The organism is Photobacterium sp. CCB-ST2H9 (assembly GCF_023151555.2).
Classification (GTDB): Bacteria; Pseudomonadota; Gammaproteobacteria; order Enterobacterales; family Vibrionaceae; genus Photobacterium.
Window position 1 is genome coordinate 756,125 of record NZ_CP100426.1, and the last position, 18,209, is coordinate 774,333.

Annotated in this window: 19 protein-coding genes and 1 riboswitch; of the genes, 12 read left to right on the forward strand and 7 right to left on the reverse strand. The window is 48.0% G+C overall.

Annotation, left to right across the window (positions count from 1 at the left end; translation table 11 throughout):
* The first annotated feature begins 300 nt into the window (after nucleotides 1-300).
* The 6 genes from L4174_RS20035 (at nucleotide 301) to L4174_RS20060 (ending at nucleotide 7,866) form a co-directional block, all read left to right on the forward strand.
* Complete coding sequence (locus L4174_RS20035) at nucleotides 301-3,237, forward strand: MHYT domain-containing protein (protein WP_248142110.1); 2,937 nt, start codon at nucleotides 301-303, stop codon at nucleotides 3,235-3,237.
* Nucleotides 3,230-4,210 carry an HD domain-containing phosphohydrolase gene (locus L4174_RS20040; protein ID WP_248142109.1) on the forward strand — a complete coding sequence of 327 codons (981 nt, stop codon included), beginning with the start codon at nucleotides 3,230-3,232 and terminating at the stop codon, nucleotides 4,208-4,210. The genes L4174_RS20035 and L4174_RS20040 overlap by 8 nt, the downstream gene beginning before the upstream one ends.
* 488 nt (nucleotides 4,211-4,698) lie before the next feature.
* The gene (locus tag L4174_RS20045) at nucleotides 4,699-5,172 is read left to right on the forward strand and encodes a hypothetical protein (protein WP_248142108.1); all 474 of its coding nucleotides are present in this window, start codon (nucleotides 4,699-4,701) and stop codon (nucleotides 5,170-5,172) included.
* Nucleotides 5,173-5,263: 91 nt separating this feature from the next.
* Nucleotides 5,264-6,616 (forward strand): molecular chaperone, encoded by a 1,353-nt coding sequence (gene yegD, locus L4174_RS20050; protein ID WP_248142107.1) that lies wholly within the window; start codon nucleotides 5,264-5,266, stop codon nucleotides 6,614-6,616.
* A gap of 131 nt (nucleotides 6,617-6,747) precedes the next feature.
* Nucleotides 6,748-7,104 (forward strand): hypothetical protein, encoded by a 357-nt coding sequence (locus L4174_RS20055; RefSeq protein ID WP_254589133.1) that lies wholly within the window; start codon nucleotides 6,748-6,750, stop codon nucleotides 7,102-7,104.
* A gap of 318 nt (nucleotides 7,105-7,422) precedes the next feature.
* On the forward strand, nucleotides 7,423-7,866 hold the full coding sequence (locus L4174_RS20060) for a YtoQ family protein (RefSeq protein ID WP_248142105.1): 444 nt from the start codon (nucleotides 7,423-7,425) through the stop codon (nucleotides 7,864-7,866).
* 62 nt (nucleotides 7,867-7,928) lie between these two features.
* On the opposite strand, the gene L4174_RS20065 is transcribed toward L4174_RS20060, so the two are convergent.
* The gene (locus tag L4174_RS20065; protein WP_248142104.1) at nucleotides 7,929-8,336 is read right to left on the reverse strand and encodes a VOC family protein; all 408 of its coding nucleotides are present in this window, start codon (nucleotides 8,334-8,336) and stop codon (nucleotides 7,929-7,931) included.
* 106 nt (nucleotides 8,337-8,442) lie between these two features.
* Here L4174_RS20065 and L4174_RS20070 point away from each other — a divergent pair, with 106 nt between their 5' ends.
* From L4174_RS20070 to L4174_RS20090, 5 genes are all read left to right on the forward strand, one after another.
* A complete protein-coding gene (locus tag L4174_RS20070) occupies nucleotides 8,443-8,742 on the forward strand; it encodes a putative quinol monooxygenase (RefSeq protein WP_248142103.1) in 300 nt (99 codons plus the stop codon).
* Nucleotides 8,743-8,973: 231 nt separating this feature from the next.
* Nucleotides 8,974-9,492 carry a hypothetical protein gene (locus tag L4174_RS20075; protein ID WP_248142102.1) on the forward strand — a complete coding sequence of 173 codons (519 nt, stop codon included), beginning with the start codon at nucleotides 8,974-8,976 and terminating at the stop codon, nucleotides 9,490-9,492.
* A gap of 96 nt (nucleotides 9,493-9,588) precedes the next feature.
* A complete protein-coding gene (locus L4174_RS20080) occupies nucleotides 9,589-9,951 on the forward strand; it encodes a hypothetical protein (protein WP_248142101.1) in 363 nt (120 codons plus the stop codon).
* Nucleotides 9,952-10,190: 239 nt separating this feature from the next.
* Nucleotides 10,191-10,898, forward strand: coding sequence for a murein L,D-transpeptidase family protein (locus tag L4174_RS20085; RefSeq protein WP_248142100.1), 708 nt, complete (start codon nucleotides 10,191-10,193; stop codon nucleotides 10,896-10,898).
* A 131-nt stretch (nucleotides 10,899-11,029) separates the two neighbouring features.
* Nucleotides 11,030-12,109 carry a low specificity L-threonine aldolase gene (locus L4174_RS20090; RefSeq protein ID WP_248143298.1) on the forward strand — a complete coding sequence of 360 codons (1,080 nt, stop codon included), beginning with the start codon at nucleotides 11,030-11,032 and terminating at the stop codon, nucleotides 12,107-12,109.
* Nucleotides 12,110-12,160: 51 nt separating this feature from the next.
* Here the strand turns inward: L4174_RS20090 and L4174_RS20095 are convergent, their stop codons facing one another.
* The 3 genes from L4174_RS20095 to L4174_RS20105 form a co-directional block, all read right to left on the reverse strand.
* Entirely contained in the window at nucleotides 12,161-13,174 is a 1,014-nt protein-coding gene (locus L4174_RS20095) for an adenosine deaminase (RefSeq protein WP_248142099.1), read from the reverse strand.
* Between the two features lie 105 nt (nucleotides 13,175-13,279).
* Nucleotides 13,280-13,379, reverse strand: a riboswitch (purine riboswitch).
* 34 nt (nucleotides 13,380-13,413) lie between these two features.
* On the reverse strand, nucleotides 13,414-13,911 hold the full coding sequence (locus L4174_RS20100; RefSeq protein ID WP_248142098.1) for a GNAT family N-acetyltransferase: 498 nt from the start codon (nucleotides 13,909-13,911) through the stop codon (nucleotides 13,414-13,416).
* 163 nt (nucleotides 13,912-14,074) lie between these two features.
* Nucleotides 14,075-14,968: a LysR family transcriptional regulator gene (locus L4174_RS20105; RefSeq protein WP_248143293.1), complete on the reverse strand. Its 894-nt coding sequence runs from the start codon at nucleotides 14,966-14,968 to the stop codon at nucleotides 14,075-14,077.
* Between the two features lie 107 nt (nucleotides 14,969-15,075).
* Between L4174_RS20105 and L4174_RS20110 the strand changes: the two genes are divergently transcribed.
* A complete protein-coding gene (locus L4174_RS20110) occupies nucleotides 15,076-16,299 on the forward strand; it encodes an MFS transporter (protein WP_248142097.1) in 1,224 nt (407 codons plus the stop codon).
* Between the two features lie 100 nt (nucleotides 16,300-16,399).
* On the opposite strand, the gene L4174_RS20115 is transcribed toward L4174_RS20110, so the two are convergent.
* The 3 genes from L4174_RS20115 to L4174_RS20125 all read right to left on the reverse strand — a co-directional run bounded on the left by L4174_RS20115 (nucleotide 16,400) and on the right by L4174_RS20125 (nucleotide 18,196).
* Entirely contained in the window at nucleotides 16,400-16,672 is a 273-nt protein-coding gene (locus L4174_RS20115) for a hypothetical protein (RefSeq protein WP_248142096.1), read from the reverse strand.
* A 243-nt stretch (nucleotides 16,673-16,915) separates the two neighbouring features.
* Nucleotides 16,916-17,629, reverse strand: coding sequence for a helix-turn-helix domain-containing protein (locus L4174_RS20120; protein WP_248142095.1), 714 nt, complete (start codon nucleotides 17,627-17,629; stop codon nucleotides 16,916-16,918).
* A gap of 105 nt (nucleotides 17,630-17,734) precedes the next feature.
* Nucleotides 17,735-18,196 carry a carboxymuconolactone decarboxylase family protein gene (locus L4174_RS20125; protein ID WP_248142094.1) on the reverse strand — a complete coding sequence of 154 codons (462 nt, stop codon included), beginning with the start codon at nucleotides 18,194-18,196 and terminating at the stop codon, nucleotides 17,735-17,737.
* Nucleotides 18,197-18,209 lie beyond the last annotated feature (13 nt).

Below are 18,209 nucleotides of genomic sequence, written 5' to 3' on the forward strand. Positions count from 1 at the left end.
ACATCCAACGACGCCGCAGACACGATACGATAAAATTCAGCACGCATCTTGTACATTCTTGCCTTTTGTTAAATCACCCACTGCCCCGAAAAGAAGCAGATGATTGAACATTCGCTGATTATTGGCACGAGCTCACGGTACGAAGGTTTACTCTTCCGGACTGAAAAGATAATGTTGCGCCGAACATTCACTTATCCGCCGACACCGATATGCAGCGTGATGTCAGGTGCAGGAAGCGTCAAGTCACCAATTGTCCTTTCTGTATTTGCGGGCCTGTTTGCTGCCGGTAATCACTGAGCAATGATTTCAGATTTATTCTCCCGCTATTTCATCACCAGCAACACAGACCCCAGCCTGCTGTTTTCCGGCGAATATGATTCAACGCTGGTGGCTATCTCCCTGTTGATTTCTGTCGGTGCATCTTTGCTCGCTCTGTCTCTGGCTGAATTAGCGAAGCAAAGTCCAACCCAAGTCATGCGGCGCATTCACATTCTGACAGGCGCAGCATCCCTGGGAGTCGGTGTCTGGGCCATGCATTTCATTGGCATGCTGGCTTTTGAACTCTGTACGACGGTGAATTACCAAATCAACATTACCCTGCTGTCAGTTCTTCCCAGTTTTCTGGCCTCCTGGGTAACGCTGCATCTGCTGACCAAGCAGACCGTCAGCAATGCCCGGCTGCTGCTTTGCGGGATAACGGTCGGACTGGGGATCGGCGCCATGCATTACATTGGTATGGCAGCAATGGTTCTTGGACCTGCCCTGAAGTATGATCCTGTGCTGTTCATGCTTTCGATTGTGGTTGCTGCTTCCCTGGCCACACTGGCATTGTGGATCAGCTTTGGTCTGAGAAAACGTCTGAACCTGACCGGTTACCTCCCTCAGCTCATCGCCAGTGTCGTCATGGGATTAGCGATTGCCGGTATGCACTATACCGCGATGGAAGCAACGCGGTTTGTGGGTCAGCCGGACCCAGAATTTGCCTCCGACAATCAGCATCATTACCTGCTGGCCATCACAATTACTGTCGTGACTGTCGCACTCAGCTTACTGATTACCACCACGAATGCTCTGGCCAGATATCGCGCGCTGTTCCAGCGCAGTGAAGAAACGGCCGCCGAACTGAAAGCCACCATTCACACCGCGGTTGACGGCATTATCAAAATTTCGCACCGCGGCACCATTCTTTCTTTTAACGCATCGGCTGAGCGCATCCTTGGCTATCATGAGAGCGAAGTTCTGGGCAAAAATATCAGCATGCTGATGCCGGAGCCCTACCGAAGCGCACATGATTCTTATCTGGACAGCTACCTGAAAACCGGTCAGGCACGCATCATCGGGGTTGGCCGGGAAGTGACTGCCCTGCAGAAGAATGGATTAATGAAGCCGATCCGTCTGTCTTTAGGTGAATCGAAACTCCATGGTGTCAGCACCTTTGTCGGGGTCATCACGGATATCAGCCAGCAGAAAAAAATGGAAGCTGAACTGAGGCGTTCAAAAGAAGAAGCAGAAATTGCAGCCCAGGCGAAAAGTACATTTCTGGCGAATATGAGCCACGAGCTGAGAACGCCGATGAATGCCATCATCGGTTTTTCGGAACTGATGCTCGACGGCGAGATGCATCCGGAACAACAAAGACATCTGGGGATAATTCGCAATTCCGCCCAGACGCTGCTCAACCTGCTGAATGATGTACTGGACTCCGCCAAGCTGGAAAGCGGCACAACACAACTTACAACACGACATTTTTCCCTGCGCCAGATATGCGAGCAACTGATCGCGACTCAATCGCTGATTGCCAACCAAAAGGGAATCGAACTGAACCTGCATTACGATGTGCAGATGAGTGAGTTTTACCAGGGGGATCCCCTGCGTATCCAGCAAATTATTCTGAATCTGCTCAGCAACGCGGTGAAGTTTACCGAACGAGGTTCTGTGACACTGAATCTCACGCCCAGCCGGGCCCAAGGCATCACCATTCAGGTAAAAGACACTGGCATCGGCATTGCGGCAGACCGGCTCCATACCATCTTTGCTCCCTTCTCTCAGGCAGACTCAACCATGTCACGCCGTTTTGGCGGCACGGGACTGGGGACCACCATCGCCAAGCAGCTGGCAGAACTGATGGGAGGCCATATCAGTGTCAACAGCCAGCTGGGTGAGGGGTCAACATTCAAAGTGGATCTGCCCCTGCAGAGAGGCGAACCGTCGAAAGCGGAAGAGCATCTGACTCACCAGATATACATCCCGCCAATGACTATCCTGATCGCTGATGATGTCGAGCAGAATCTGGAGCTCATGACCGGGCTGCTGAAAAGAGACCACCACCATCTGCTGACAGCCAGAACAGGTCAGGAAGCACTGACTATCGTTCAGAACACACCGGTTGATATCATCCTGATGGATGTTCAGATGCCGGAAATGAATGGCCTCGAAGCCTGCAAAGCTATCCGGGCCTATGAACGTTCTGAAGGACTTCAGCCTGTTCCCGTCATTGCACTGACCGCCAGCGTTCTGGAAAAAGACCGGCGTGATGCATTAGCCGCCGGAATGAGCGGCTTTGCTGTCAAACCGATCGATATTCATGACCTGAAATCTGAAATCGCCCATCTGATGGGTATTGCTGTCGATGTGGATCCGCAAGCCAGACCTCAGTCTTCCAACGCTGAGATGCATATTGATCTTGAAAAAGGCCGTCAGCTTTGGGGCTCGGAACAGTCCCTGCTCGCTGCGATCCAAAAGTTTATCAATCAGACGCATCACCACCCGGACTACCTGGCGCGTCTGCTGAGCGGCCGTCAGACGAAAGCCCTTTCCCATATACACCGGTTAAAAGGAATCGCAGGGAACCTCTGCCTGCCGGCCATCCATCACTGCATGATGCAACTGGAGCAAGCGCTGCAACGGGAACAAAACACCGTACCGCTGTTCAGCCAGTACCGAGACCGCTTTAACGCCATTCATGATCGGCTCAGTTCAGCCGGTTCGATCACATCCGGTGAGGCTGACAACCCGCCGCGGCCGGCGCTGAGACAACAAGACATTCGAAATATTGCCCGGCAGCTGTCGCAGGGTGAGAACCCGGAAAGCACATTTATGGCAGTGAAAACTCAATTACCTGAAGCACTGGCAGAGTCGGTCGAATCTGCCATGAATAACTTCGAGCTGGAACAAGCCGCACTTTTACTCAATGACTATCTGGACAGTCTTCTGCACACGGAGATCGAACATGCTTAAACGAAAGACACTGCTTCTGGTGGACGACGAACCCGCGAATCTTCAGGTGCTGAAAAATATTCTTTCTTCAGAGTATCGTCTGATCTTTGCCAAAGATGGCAGCCGGGCACTGGCGCTGGCATGTGCAGAGAAGCCCGATTTAATCTTACTGGATGTCATGATGCCCGGCCTGTCCGGTTTTGAAGTCATCCAGCAACTAAAGACGGTTATCGAGACCCGGAATATTCCCGTAATTTTTGTCACGGCCCTGTCCGATGCACAAAATGAAGCTCAAGGCTTTGAATTAGGCGCCGTAGATTTCATTGCCAAGCCAGTCAGCCCTCCGATTGTGCGTGCACGGGTCAAAAACCATCTTTCACTGGTTCGGGTGGAAGAACTGAAATCAACACGTTTGTCCGTAGTTCAGATGCTCGGCAAAGCTGCGGAGTACAAAGATAATGAGACCGGTCATCATGTCATCCGTATGAGTCATTACGTCCATTCGATTGCGCTTGCCGCCGGATTCAGCGCTTCCTGGTCGGAAACACTGCTACATGCTGCCCCCATGCACGATATCGGCAAAATTGGTATTCCTGAGCACATTCTGAACAAACCAGGCAAGCTCACACCGGAAGAATGGGCTGTGATGAAAGACCATACCGTGATTGGCGCAGAAATCCTGGAAGATGACGGCTCCGAGCTGATGCAAATTGCCCGTAATATTGCGATTTATCACCACGAAAAGTGGGACGGTTCAGGGTATCCGCACGGATTAAAAGGGGAAGCCATCCCCGTTGAAGCCAGAATCACAGCCATCGCGGATGTGTTTGATGCCCTGACCAGCGAACGTCCCTATAAAACCGCCTGGTCTGTCGAAGATGCCTCAGATTATATCCGCGAGAACAGCGGGATCCATTTTGACCCGCAGCTGATTGATGTTTTTTTCAGCTGTTTGCCGGATCTGCTTCACACAAAAGATAAATGGCATGAATGAGTGTCTGACCAAGCTCTTTGCGGATGAATTTAAGCATTCGCTGAGTCAGCTTTCAGAGAAACTAAAATGAATAAAAACGCCTTAAAATGAGTGAAAAAGCAGTGAATGCTTTTATTTTACAGAAATAAAGCGAAAGTACCGTTGACTTTTCATGCACTGACAATCGACAAAATCTCCTTCCGGTTGAGTTCAGATGCATTTCATATCAATTTTACCAATAACCGTAAATCAGAATATTCTAATCAATTTAATTCTTAATTTTCATCAGCTTATGCAATAGGTTTTTTCGTTCATTAAAATGAGATGCCCACAGCAATTTTCGTGATTACAATCGATTTCACAGCAAAAAAACAACAAACACATATTAAATAACACTGAAATATATGGAATCATAATTAATGGGTTTGTTGTTAACAAACAGGCCCCTCAGCACGAAGCTGAGTTCAGGATAAAGATTCAGGGGAAATCAGAACTGTGGTGTGCCAATCATGTACTGCGTAAAATGTGGTGTCAGAACGCTGGACAGGCCCGATGGCACACCAGCAGAAATGTGTCGAAAGTGCAGTGAAGGAGAGCAATCTCAGTCAAATTCTCTGCGTTCAAAATACTCTCTCAAATACAGACTGGCGGTTGCATTTCACGCACTTTATGCCCTCATCTGGCTGATCGTCGGGATCGTCTCTGGTTTTCAGGCCGCAATTGACGGCATCATGAACATTGAGACCGACAATCTGTATAAGGTCCTGCTGGCCGTGATGATGACTATCCTCCATTTGTGTGCTGGTTACAGCCTGCTGGTGCTTCATCGCTGGGCAGAAAAAGCCACGATGCTGTTCGGGATCATCCTGTTTTTCTTTTACCCGTGGGGAACAGTTGCAGGCTCGACTCTGATCTACTCCCTGGTCCAGCTCCGCTACGACTATACGCTCACTTCAAAGTTCTTCAAAAAGCTGTATCGCTGAGTTCATACTGCGCCTTGCTGCGCTCCCTTTTGCTTGTCACCGCTGGTAAATCACGTAGACTGTCCGGCTTTTCAATTGTCAGGAGGGAGTTATGTATATCGGATTTGACTACGGCACAGCAAACTGCGCTGTTGCCATCATGGAGAATGGTCAGCCCCAGCTACTTCCTTTGGAAGGCAACCGCTTTTACATCCCTTCGACCCTCGCAGCACCGACACGTGATGCGGTCAGCGAAGCGTTGTTTCGTCATTATGACATCAAACCAGCCAGCCAGACCGGTGAACAGTTACTTCGTCGAGCCATTGCTGCAAATAAAGAAGACGACATTGTCGTAGATGCACAGGCATTACAATTTGGCCAGCAGGCACTGGACAGTTATCTTGCTGATCCGGACGAAGTCTATTACGTCAAATCCCCGAAGTCTTTCCTTGGCGCTTCCGGACTGGTTGATATTCAGCTCAGCCTGTTCGAAGATTTAGTCTGCGCCATGATGGCGAACATCAAGCGCCAGAGTGAAATGCAGATTGAGGCCCCGATCACTCAGGCCGTGATTGGTCGTCCGATTAACTTCCAGGGGACCGGTGGCGAGAAAGCCAACGAACAGGCCGAGAATATTCTGAAACGCGCAGCTACCCGTGCGGGTTTCAAAGAGATTGAGTTTCAGTTTGAGCCGGTTGCTGCCGGATTAGAATATGAAAGCCAGCTGGAAAAAGACACCACAGTGCTCGTGGTTGATATCGGCGGCGGGACAACAGACTGCTCCGTTCTACAGATGGGTCCGGGCTGGCTGAGCAAAACTGACCGTTCAGCCGGACTACTGGCGCACAGTGGCAGCCGCGTCGGCGGAAACGATCTGGACATTGCCCTCGCCTTTGAGCACATCATGCCGCTGCTGGGCAAAAACACGGTCAGTCAGCGAGGCCTCGCGGCACCAGTCAGCCAGTTCTGGAATCCTGTTGCCATTAACAATGTCGCCGCCCAAAGTGACTTTTATGCCAGCAGCAACCTGGCAGTTTTGCAGCAATTGGTCAGAGACTCTGCTGAACCGGACGTACTCAAACGTTTATTGCAGGTGTATCACCATTCCCTCGGCCATCAGTTGGTCCGCGAAGCGGAACTGATGAAGATAGCGCTGTCCGATCGCGCAAGCGCCGGTGCTCAGCTGAAAATTGGTCAGGAGACACTCCCGCTTCACTGTACGGACACTGAGCTGGCGGAAGCCGTCAGCAGCAATGCAGAGAAAATCAGTATACTGATTCATGAAGCGCTCATTCAGGCACAATGTGCCCCGGAAGTGATTTTTATGACAGGCGGTAGTGCCCGTTCACCGATCTTACGCCAATTAATCGAGCAGCGCTTACCCGGAGTGCCGATTGTTGTCGGCGATTACTTTGGCTCAGTCACCGCAGGCCTGACCCGATGGGCCGAACGTTGTTTCAGATAAAAGAGATTTGAATCAAGCACCACAAAATAATCACAGAAACGCATTACAACTGTTTCTCATGTGCAATGTGTTTCTGTACAATCCCTGCCTTGAATTTGATTCGAACTCACTTTTATTAAGGAAATATCGTCATGATAAAAAAGATAAATCAAAAGATTGTCTGTGCGGCAGCCTTACTGATGACACCATTTGTGTCTGCAAACAGCGACTTTGGCCCTGTCAAAGTGGAAAGTGTCACTGTTCATGACTCAAATATGATCATTGTGAAAATCGCACCTGATGGCGTAAAACGACATACTGAACAGTGCGACAAAGACAGAGAAAGACTCTTAGTCATTAACAAAGAATCTCCCTATGAAAAAGAGATGTTTTCGCTCGCATTAACCGCAAAGGCTTCCGGAAAATCGATTACTGGCTGGGTCAACGGCTGCCACGAATTCTGGAATTATAAAGCTCCTAAACTGACTGTGATCACCCTGGTGGACTGATCAACCGATCGGATGAAACTTGCGACTTTTCTTCTTTGCCCGGGAAATTCGCAAGTTTATATAACACTTCAAAACACCAGCCCCATTTTCATGCCCGTCGGGACAATGCTTCAACTCTCATCCATGAACCCGAAATATCTGGCTCAAATTGATCCGGCCCGGCCATTTCATGAATCCGGCGTTTCCCGTCATGAAGTATTGACTAGCACTGACACCTGAGGCTGCATTGCTTCCGACAAGCCCGCGTGCGAAAACTCAAAAATTGTGTACAATAAACCATGAAATTATCAACAAAGACAATAAATGGAAGGTGATGTCATGACGTGGAATGTCTATCTCTCAGGTGAAATTCATACCGACTGGCGTGAACAAATTATTCAGGGCTGTCAGGCCAGAGACCTGAAAATTATGTTTACTTCAGCTGTGACCGATCACGACAGCAGTGATGCGGCGGGCGATGTTCTGGGCAAAGAAAACAACGGATTCTGGCGTGATCATCTGTCGGCAAAGGTGAATGCAATCCGAATTCAGAATCTGATCAAACAGTGCGATCTCGCCATCATTCGTTTTGGTGAGCAATACAAGCAGTGGAATGCAGCCTTTGATGCAGGTTTCTGTGCTGCGCTGAATAAACCTTACATTACGCTTCACAGTGAAGATATTGTTCACCCGCTGAAAGAAGTCGATGCCAGTGCCAATGCCTGGGCGACCTCTCCGGCACAAGTGGTTGAGATCCTGGACTACCTGCTGACTCAGAAGTAAACGACTGAAACCAGCTGAGCAACGCGCGCAGTACCACATGCGTTGCTCAACTCAGACACTGTTTAACGCAAGCGTTGTCCGGAAACAGCCGGGTGATACAAGGGTTGCACCACATTCCCGGCAGGATCGGTACAATGGAAACTGCGTGCCCCATCGCTGTGATCATGCGGACGGTCAAGTAATGGTACGCCTTGTGATTTCAGAAATTCATACCACGCTTGCAGCTCTTCTTTGCTGTCCACAATGAAGCCAAAATGATCCAGCGACTGATTTTGGTCGTCCTGGTTTTCATGTGCTCTGCTCAATGACAGATTGTCATTTCCGCAACTCAGGTAAATTAGGTGTTCATTGGCTTTTCTGAGTACTTCCATACCCATTATTTCTGTATAAAACCGAACACATTCCTCAAACGGGTGTACTGCCAGCGCTAAATGTCTGAGTCCGTTCAATGGTTTGGGACGCCGAGTCATACAAGATTACTCCGTGTGCAAAACATGTAATTATTGTATACAATAAATCACAATTCAGCTCAATCCCTGGCTGAAAAATGATTCACTGAAAAGGAAGACAGTTATTATGTTTTGTATCGTCGTGAAGAATGTTGTGAAGGCAGGCTACAGCGAGCAATACCTCTCCATCATGAAAGAAAATGCGACAGCATCGGTAGAGAATGAAGAGGGCTGCCTGGTGTTTGATGTAATGGTCTCTCAAGAGAACGATCATTGTTTTTATCTCTATGAGATCTATACCAGCGAGGCTGCGCTGGCAGTCCACAAACAAACTTCACATTATCTGGAAAGCCGAAAACACTTAGCCGACCTGATTAAAGATCAGTCTGTACTTCGCTGTGATGTCGTTCAACGAAATCCTCAATAACATTTTAATATTGAAAATCGGGCAGACATACATTCACCTCTCTGTCCTTTGCTTTCTCCAAATGACGCAACGACCATTCAGTACAATGTTTTCCCTACATCCATCCGGTCAATATACAAATGGTCAGATTCACGTAGAATAGATAGCTTCTGCCACGATGTGCTGCCTTTGTTTTTTTGCCAGGCAAGCACAGCGAAAGGGACATTGATATTGCACAACGATGGAAAACCGGTGAACTCAAATCACAACACTCAGTATCGCGGCATTTTGAAGGCCATCGCGCCCGTCATCATTGTGTTTCTGCTTTTGATGGCTGCCGTCCAGTTCATTATGCTCCGCTCTGTACCGGAATCCACAGTACAGACGGGCGAACAACTCTCACAAAGCACACTGAATACATTAATCAGCCACTATATTATTTCCGGTGAAGATCAGATTGAATACTTTTACTCTTACGGAACAAGGTCTGTCTTAGAGGGTGGTACGATTCTGACAGATCATCTACTGATACATTACAATCAATCTGAAAATCAGAAATTATCTGTCATTGAAATGCCCTTTGATGAGATAGCCTCTGTCAAACCAATACAGTATAAAAATATCCGGAATGCCCGAATTTATCGGATCAGTGCTATCGAAGCGGGTGTTTGGTTTAATATCGTCTTATCAACAAAAAATAAGGGCGATGAACTTTTTATTCAGGCGTTAATAAACAAATTAACTCAGAGTCAGATGAAGACCTGGATATAAAAAATTCATATCATGACAATTAACAACGGCTTGAAATCAACCGCCTTATAAGATGTTCAAATAATTTGTCTTGATTCCCATACATAAGGACAGTCAATGCCGTACATGAAACCTCTGAGAAATCTCTCTTTTGTGCTGACCTCCGTGCTGTTCATGAATGCTTCAGCTTTTGCCGGCTGCGGTGAAATAGAAGCTCAATGCCTGATCATCAGCAGTGAGTCAACAGCCCCGGCATCCTGCTCTATTACTGTCTGCGCGAATGCCATTGAGTATATCAGCAACTGGTCTGTCAGAGATGGTTCTACCCTGTCGCACACTTCGAGCGAAGAGAAAGACACAATTACAATCAATGGAAAACCTGGCTTAAAAATTCCCTACGATATCCTGAAAGAGAATCTGACCTGCTACGGCACTACCGACATGAGCCAGGTCTTTTGCGCTAAGGATGTTTCCCTGTAAGTCACACTGAATAATTTTTATTGGTTTATCAACCAGTTCACCGAATATATTCAATTGAAAGACCTGATGACAATATTCAGGGAACGTCATCAGGTCTCTGTAATCACATCAAAAAAGTGCATATCCGGATCATATAATTTGTCGATCTGTGGCAAAAATTAACAAAGCGCAGAAGACAACGATGACATCTAAATCTTATTATGTAATTACTTTACAGGGATATAATATGCAATACTGATATGTTTATTTTAAAATACTTAAAACAATTCATACCTTTACTCACAGTATTTACAACTTTTTGTGCTCACAGCCAATTTGTTTCGACAACAAATGGACAGCGCACCGTTGATGATGTTTTAGCAGTTTACGGCCATCTTTCAGAGCAACGACTGAAATACCGGTTTAAAAAAGCAAATGTCGCCTATCCACCTGAAAAAATTGCTCTTCTTGGTCTGAAAGAAGAAAAAAAACTCGAGCTTTGGGCCATAGATAAGCAGGGCAACCATCACTTTGTATACAGTTACCCTGTCACGGCAGCAAGCGGTAAAGCAGGCCCGAAACTGAAAGAAGGTGACCGCCAGGTCCCGGAAGGCATTTATAAGATTATCGGCCTGAATCCGAACAGTCGTTTTCACCTGTCCATGAAACTCAACTATCCGAATGATTTCGACAGAAAATACGCAGATCTTGAAGGCCGTACCCGCCCGGGCAACAATATTTTCATTCATGGTAAGGCTGCATCGATCGGATGCCTCGCCATTGGTGACAGCGCGATTGAAGAACTCTTTACCCTGGTTGGTAAAATCGGCCATCAAAATGCCGAAGTCGTCATCGCGCCACATGACCCGAGAAAAGCACCGATTCGTCCTGTTTCGAACCATTCTCCGGTGTGGATATCAGAGCTCTATGCATCCATTGAGAGTGAGTTTTCCCGATTCGTGTACTAACTTTTGTTCCTCAATCAGGTAAATAAGCGGCTTCAGCTCAAAAATTTAATCCATAATTTTGCCAGCCTTGGAAGATAACCATAATATTTCCAGCTCAATCAAGGGAATAAAACCTATCTTTCAAGGAGTTTCTGGGCATGGATTTACGCTCACAATGCACGGTCTTCATCCCGGGCAATCGCACGGTTTCACCAGCAGAGATGTTTCAGAACATGGCAGACTGGTGCAAAGAGCATCACATTGATCACGATATCTATGGTCAGGGTGAATTTTTACAAAGCTTTGAAACCAAAATCGCATCTTTGCTTGGGTTTGAAGCTGGCCTCTTCGTTGTGACCGGCACGATGACACAGCCGACAGCACTGCGGATAGCCTGTACTGCAAAAAGAAATCCTGTGGTTGCGATGCATCCGTCCAGCCATATTTACCTGCACGAAGGCCAGAATTATCAGCTTCAAGACTGGTTCAGCATCCTGCCTGTCGGTCACCCTTATCAGCCCTGGACACTCGACGATCTGACCGCCTGGCCGGATGACATTGCAGCTGTGCTGTATGAACTGCCGATGCGCGAGATTGGCGGCCAGCTGCCTTCATGGGAAGCGCTGAACGACATCAAATCGCACTGCCGTGAAAAAGGAATTCATCTGCATCTGGATGGTGCGCGGCTCTGGGAGACGAAAGCCGGCTATGGCCGTGATTATCAGGAAATCACTGCCGGGTTTGATTCAGCTTATGTCTCGCTCTACAAAGGCGTTGCCGGTTTAGGCGGAGCCATGCTGCTCGGCAGCAAGGACTTCATTGAGAAAGCCAGGGTTTGGACACAACGTCAGGGCGGAAATGTTGTCCATCGAACGCCTTACGCCGTGTCAGCCGCGATGCAGTTTGACCAGCGGCTGGCACAAATGCCGGCACTGTTTGAACGCACTCAGCAGCTCTACCGCATCTTGAGTGAATATCGGCAATTCACCCCGAATCCTGCCGCACCACAGGCCAATATGCTGCATCTTTATCTTCCGGTCAGTGCCGAAAAAGCGACCCTCATTCGTGACAATTTCGCACAGGAAGACAAAGTCTGGCTGGGTAACCCACAGCAAGCAGCCCTGCCTGATCAGTCATACATCGAATGGTATATCGGCGATAACCTGCTGAATTTGGATGACAACCGCCTGAGAGCAATTCTGACAAAACTGGCAAATCTGGTTTGTGCTTAACAACCTTGCTGATGAAAGAGCCGCAGATACCGCGGCTCTTTTGTCATTTCGTTAAGACATCTGAAAACGCGCCAGATAATCTAATGTCAGCTGTGTCAGCCGTTGTTTTTCTGCGTCACTGATAAAACTCGCCATAATGGCGTTCAGCGTGAACTGAGCAATTTCTTCACCGCTCATCGGGTGCGCTTCTGCGACAGCATGAAAGTTATCCGTCATGTAGCCACCAAAATAAGCCGGATCATCCGAGTTAATCGTGACACACATTTCTTTTCGCAACAAATCAACGATATTGTGAGCGTTCATCTCCTCGAAGACTTTCAGCTTCAGATTAGAGAGCGGACAAACAGTTAATGGCACCTGCTCCAAAATCAACCGTTTCATGAGTTCCGGGTCTTCGGTACAGCGCACCCCATGATCGATCCGGGTTGCTCCCAGAAAATCCAGCGTTTTAGTGATATTTTCAGAGGGACCTTCTTCCCCGGCATGCGCTACCGTCAGAAAACCGGCCTGTAAAGCACGCTGAAAAACATCTTTGAATTTTTCCGGCGGATTCCCCTGTTCAGAAGAGTCCAGCCCAACGCCGATAATCTTGTCTCGATGAGCCATCGCCTGTTCCAGGGTCTCAAAGGCAGATGCCTGATCCAGATGACGCAGAAAGCACATGATCAGCAAACTGGAAATGCCCAGTGCTTCCCTGCCCTTTTCCAGCGCACGGTGAATCCCGTTCACCACAGTTTCAAAAGCGATACCGCGATCGGTATGTGTTTGCGGATCAAAGAAAATTTCCGTGTGGACAACGTTGTCTGCTTGACAGCGCAACAAATACGCCCAGGTCAGATCATAAAAATCCTGCTCATGGATCAGAACATTGGCGCCCTGATAGTAGATATCCAGAAACGATTGCAGGTTATGGAACTGGTACGCAGCCCGGACTTCCTCCGGAGAGCGGAAAGGAATCGCGATCTGATTCCGTGCAGCCAGCTCAAACATCAGTTCTGGTTCCAGTGAACCTTCAATGTGCAGGTGCAGTTCGACTTTTGGCAGTCCGGCAATAAATTGATTCATAAGGTGCTCTTCATCGGGTTCTCAATACGTTGATTAGGATGATGAACAGCTTTTCTGAATTGATGGAGATAAGAGAGGCTCTGATCACGACAAAGAGAAAAGCGATTCATCGGCTTTACTCTTCGTAATCAGAATTTTACGGATTCTGGTAGAGACCCCCACACCCTATTAGCGGGGTTATACGAAGCTGGTGACTTCCGCTTGCAGGCAGGTCCGTCACCACAACGCGCACAACTTTCTCATACCTTGTGCCAGCTTGCAAGCCGGGCCATCATATACAAATCGGCGTAATTGCCTGATTTGAAAGTCGCCAGCTTCTTTTCCCCTTCCAGCGCAAACCCAAATTTCCGGTGCAATGCAATGGCAGGGGCGTTGTCAGTATTCACGTCCAGTTCCAGCCGCAGAATATTCAGCCAGTTATCAGAAAGATCGATTGCTTCGGCCATGAGCATTGATCCCACCCCTTTGCCGTGAAACTCCGGATGAACCGCGATCACGATACCGGCAATGTGCTTTTCTTTCGGCTTGTTCCGGGTCACCAAAGTCACGTGCCCCACAGCCCGGCCATCTAAATCAGCAACCAGAGTGATCAGTTCAGGAGACGCAAATATCGCCTGAACTCTTTTACTGCCCAAATGCATGAACTGAGAAGTATTTTCCAGCACCGTTGAAAAAGAATAGATATCACACAGGCTATCCATATCTTTTTCTTCCATATGGCGGATTGTGATTGCCATACCGAACTCCTGACTAAGTCATTCATATCAAGATAATTTTTCTGAGGTCATTGTTCTACCATAGCCCCCCGGCCAGGGCTACTGACAAGCAGGGGATTTGTTGAGTTGTGCCAAGGAATCGCAAAAACCAACAGCACAACGAAGACTGTGCACGGATGAAGATTCACAACTTCAGATACGAGTCGAGGTGCGTCAGAAATGCATGAATTTTGTGGGGCAGATGCTTTCTCCCGGCGTAAAAAGCATACAGCACCAGATCCTCGGGCTCCGCTTCCAGCGTGATTTTCTCAAGCAGCCCGGCCTCAAGAGCACCGCGACAACCCACCTCAGCCAGAATGGCGAAGCCTAACCCTGCTAACGCAGCTTTTGTGGCGATGTTGCCGCTGTTGGCTTTAAACGAAGAAGTTACCGGAATCGTCTGAGAACGGCCTTTGCTCCCCTTAAATATCCAGGGCATACCGTTTAACGCCGTCAGACTGGTAATACAGGGCATCTGACGCAATTCATTTACCGTGGCAGGCACTCCACAGCGTGCAATCAAATCCGGGGAGCCCACAATGCAACTCGCCCAGCGCGATACCTCTTTCGCCACCCAGCCGCTGTCATCCAGTGCCCCCCGGTGAAAACTCAGCACCAGATCGAAGCCATCCAGCAAATCTTCTTTCGGATTTAAGCTGGTTTCGCAGCAAATACTGACCTGCGGATAGGCCTGGCTGAAGGTGACAAGAATCTCTGCCAGTTCTGGCAAGTCGGGCATCAGGATCTTCAACTGCCCGGCAACCCTTTGCGAGTGCTGGCTGATATCTTCCAGCGCATCATTCAAAGCAGTCATCAGTGGTGACGTCGAGGCAAACAGCTGATGACCCGCTTCTGTCGGACTCATACGCCGGGTGGTTCGCTGCAATAAACGGGTACCCATTTTCTCCTCGAGCTGAACCACATGACGGCTCACATTGGATGTCGGAAGGCCGAGCATTTCTGCTGCCTGTTTAAAGCTGTTGCAGGTGTAAACCGCATGAAAGCTTCGCAACCACTGAATCTCAATCTCTTCAATCACAATTAAACCAAATTTTGGGATGATTAAACCAATAAAACCCAATTTATCCCGCAAATGTAATTTATACAATGTTCATTTCTGACACTGAATGAATACAGAGCGAGACGATGACCATTCAACATCAAGCCCAAAACCACACTTCAAGCCGGGAAATATTCCTTGCTTACTTGATTCATTTTTTCATGGCACTGGATTTACTCATCATTGTGCCCTTCAGCGCTTATATCACTGCCGCCAGCCATGTCTCTGCCGCACAGGCAGGATACCTGTCTGCCAGCTATGCGATTGCAGCAACCCTGACGAGTCTGTGCATACGGGGAACCCAACATCAGCTCCGGGAAAAAAATCGGCTTCTCATTTGTCTGACCGGTCTGGCCATCGCGACTTTCTGCCTGCCCTTGTTAGCGCATTTCCATGCCATGCTGGCAGCAAGAGCCATTGCAGGAATCTTTGGCGGGGCGCTGGCTGTGATCAACCTGAATTACTTAAGCCTGATCACACCCGCCGAACAGCGCAAACGGTCAATTGCCATGCTGATGAGTACCTTCCCGCTGGCACTAACCCTGGGTGTCCCGGGCTTACTGTGGGTATCCGGGGAAGAAAACTGGCCACTCAGCTTTTACCTTCTTGGGGGTGCTTTCAGCCTGTGTGCACTGCTTGTTCTGCTCACAAACCCGAACCGGGTCAGCCAACCAGATACTGCACCACCCCGTTCCGCAGATCTCATTCCCCGCTCCTCAGCAGACCGTTCACTGATCATGCGCCTCGGTTTCATCATCTTTCTGACTGTATTCAGTACATTCACTATATCGACGCAATTTCCAGTCATGCTGGTGATCAATCAGCAGCTTCCCGATAACCTGCTCAGTCTGAGCTATGTCTTCGGGGGTGCCGGATCTTTTCTGGTGATTCAATGGTATGGCAGGAGTCATGACCGCCTGTCCGATTTCAGGCTGATCAACAGATTGTCAGCACTCATGGTGGTCACAGCGCTGACAGGTTTTCTCACACATCAGATGATGCTGGCACTCGCGTCATTTGCGTGTTTCATGATTGTCAGTTCAGCGAGAACACTGATCGTCATGACATCAATTTTCACAAATTTAGTCCCCGGATTGCGTTCAACAATGGCAGGAATTCAAAATGCGATTCAACATATTGCGGTCGGTTTAGGCGGAGCAGTCAGTAGCCTCTTCATTCATTCCACTCAACCCGATCAATTAAATTTTTCAAGTCTGCTGTTGGTATTTACTTTAATGACTTGTATGGTGCCGTTTTGTTGGAAACTCAAAAATAAAAAATCGATTTATAAAACAGAAACAGAAACATGAACCTCTTGTCTGCGTCACTGACCTGATATTCAAGTAATCACTTGAAATATATTTTTAAAATCGAATAAGGCAGCCAGGCTGCCTTTATCTTTCGTAACAATTAACCAGATATATCTTTGGAAATCGTAAACGTGACGGTATCACCCGGCGTCGCGTAAGGCTTATTTTTTGGATCACCTCCGATCCACCGACCGCCCTCCTGAACCTGAGCACCAATACTGAGAGCGTTGAAATTGCCTGTTTTCAACTCACCACTTTTCCCAGGATCGAGCCACAGCGTATCAAACGGAATAAAATTATCGCCGGCATTAAAATTACTAAACAGCACACGGGTATCTGAGTCGTTCACGATTTTAATGGTGTCAGCTGCCATCGGGTTATTCCTCATATGTGATCAAATAAACTTGATACAGCATTACGAAAATAGTTTACCATTCTATTTTTATCCACAAAAAAATGACAATCGCTTAAAAAATCCGGCTTAATCATTCTTTGTTAACATATTAATGAGGCTACAATGTAATTTATTAATTCCAAAGGGGAATAAAAATAACAGAAAAATTAATGCTTTTATTTCAAAACATTAAAACAGGACTTTCAATTTAAAATAATGATGCTATCTATTCTGATGCAGATCACGCCGATATCTTCCAGGTCTTTCACGGAGAGTCTGCTTGACACGCAAACTATATTTTTTGGGGGTAATTTTTGCGATTTTCGAAAACTCGCGGGTCATATGTGCCTGATCAGCAAAGCCCTGCTCAAAGGCAAGATCAGCTAAGGGCATGTCTGGCGCAGATTTGATTTGTTCGAGCGCTTCTTTCACTCGCAGGATGCGCTGATAATGTTTTGGAGTTATGCCCATCCACTTCTGAAAATGGCGCTCTATCTGGCGTGTTCCCACGGGCAGAGACTGACCTGTGCCGCTGGATTGTACGGCACTGACGATATCGAGCGTGGTCTGATGGGTGAGTTTCTCAAATTCAAAGGTTCGCTTGATCCAGCGATACACGGTGGCGATCCGGACAGAGTGGTTGCTGCACTGGCGCAATTGTTGTTGTAAGACCTGCAATACAAGAAAATCATCTGAGCCTTGTTCGATCGTGACTGGCGTATCAAAACGTTTGCCCAGCAAGCTGTAACCCATGGCGGGATGAAAACGGATTCCGGCCAACACCGCTCCGGGTGGCATCGTGACCTGCTGTGCTTCCTTACTGACGGGTAGCAACACAACTCCGGCCGGGTGCCAATGGCCGCCGAAGCTGACCTCGCACCCCAGATTAAACAGGATGCCGCTGCCGGCATCGCTGAACAGCAGTTTTTCGACCACTGCAGGCTGATCGGATGGTACGGAAACAGACCATATTCCCTGAACATGGTCTGTCAGTAAGCCCTGAGGTTTGAAGATTCTGAAATCCATCAAACAGTGTGTATCCTATTTCGGCTGGTAAATGCCGACTTTCGGTTTGAAGGCTTTTACCATTCTGTTCCAGCTGTTAATGGCATTAATTGCCACGGTTAAATCTACCATAGCCAAATCACCGAAAGTGTCCAGTACCTGATGATAAAGTTCATCAGACACCGGCTGGCAGGCGGTCAGTTGTTCTGCAAACGCCAGTGCGACTTTTTCCTGCGCGGTATACAAAGGCATATCCCGCCAGGCACTTAAGCCATAAATTCTTTCAGGTTTTTCCCCGAGTTTTAACGCATCTTTACTGTGCATATCGATACAATAAGCACACTGATTGATCTGTGATACACGCAGTTTCACCAGCTCCCAGATGGTCATGGACATCGTGGAAGACTCGCGAAATTGCTGATGAAAATAGCTTTCCTGTTGTAACAGGATTTCCATTGCCTGAGGCGCAGCGTTGAAGTAACTCAGTCGGTTTGTCATGTGATATCTCCTT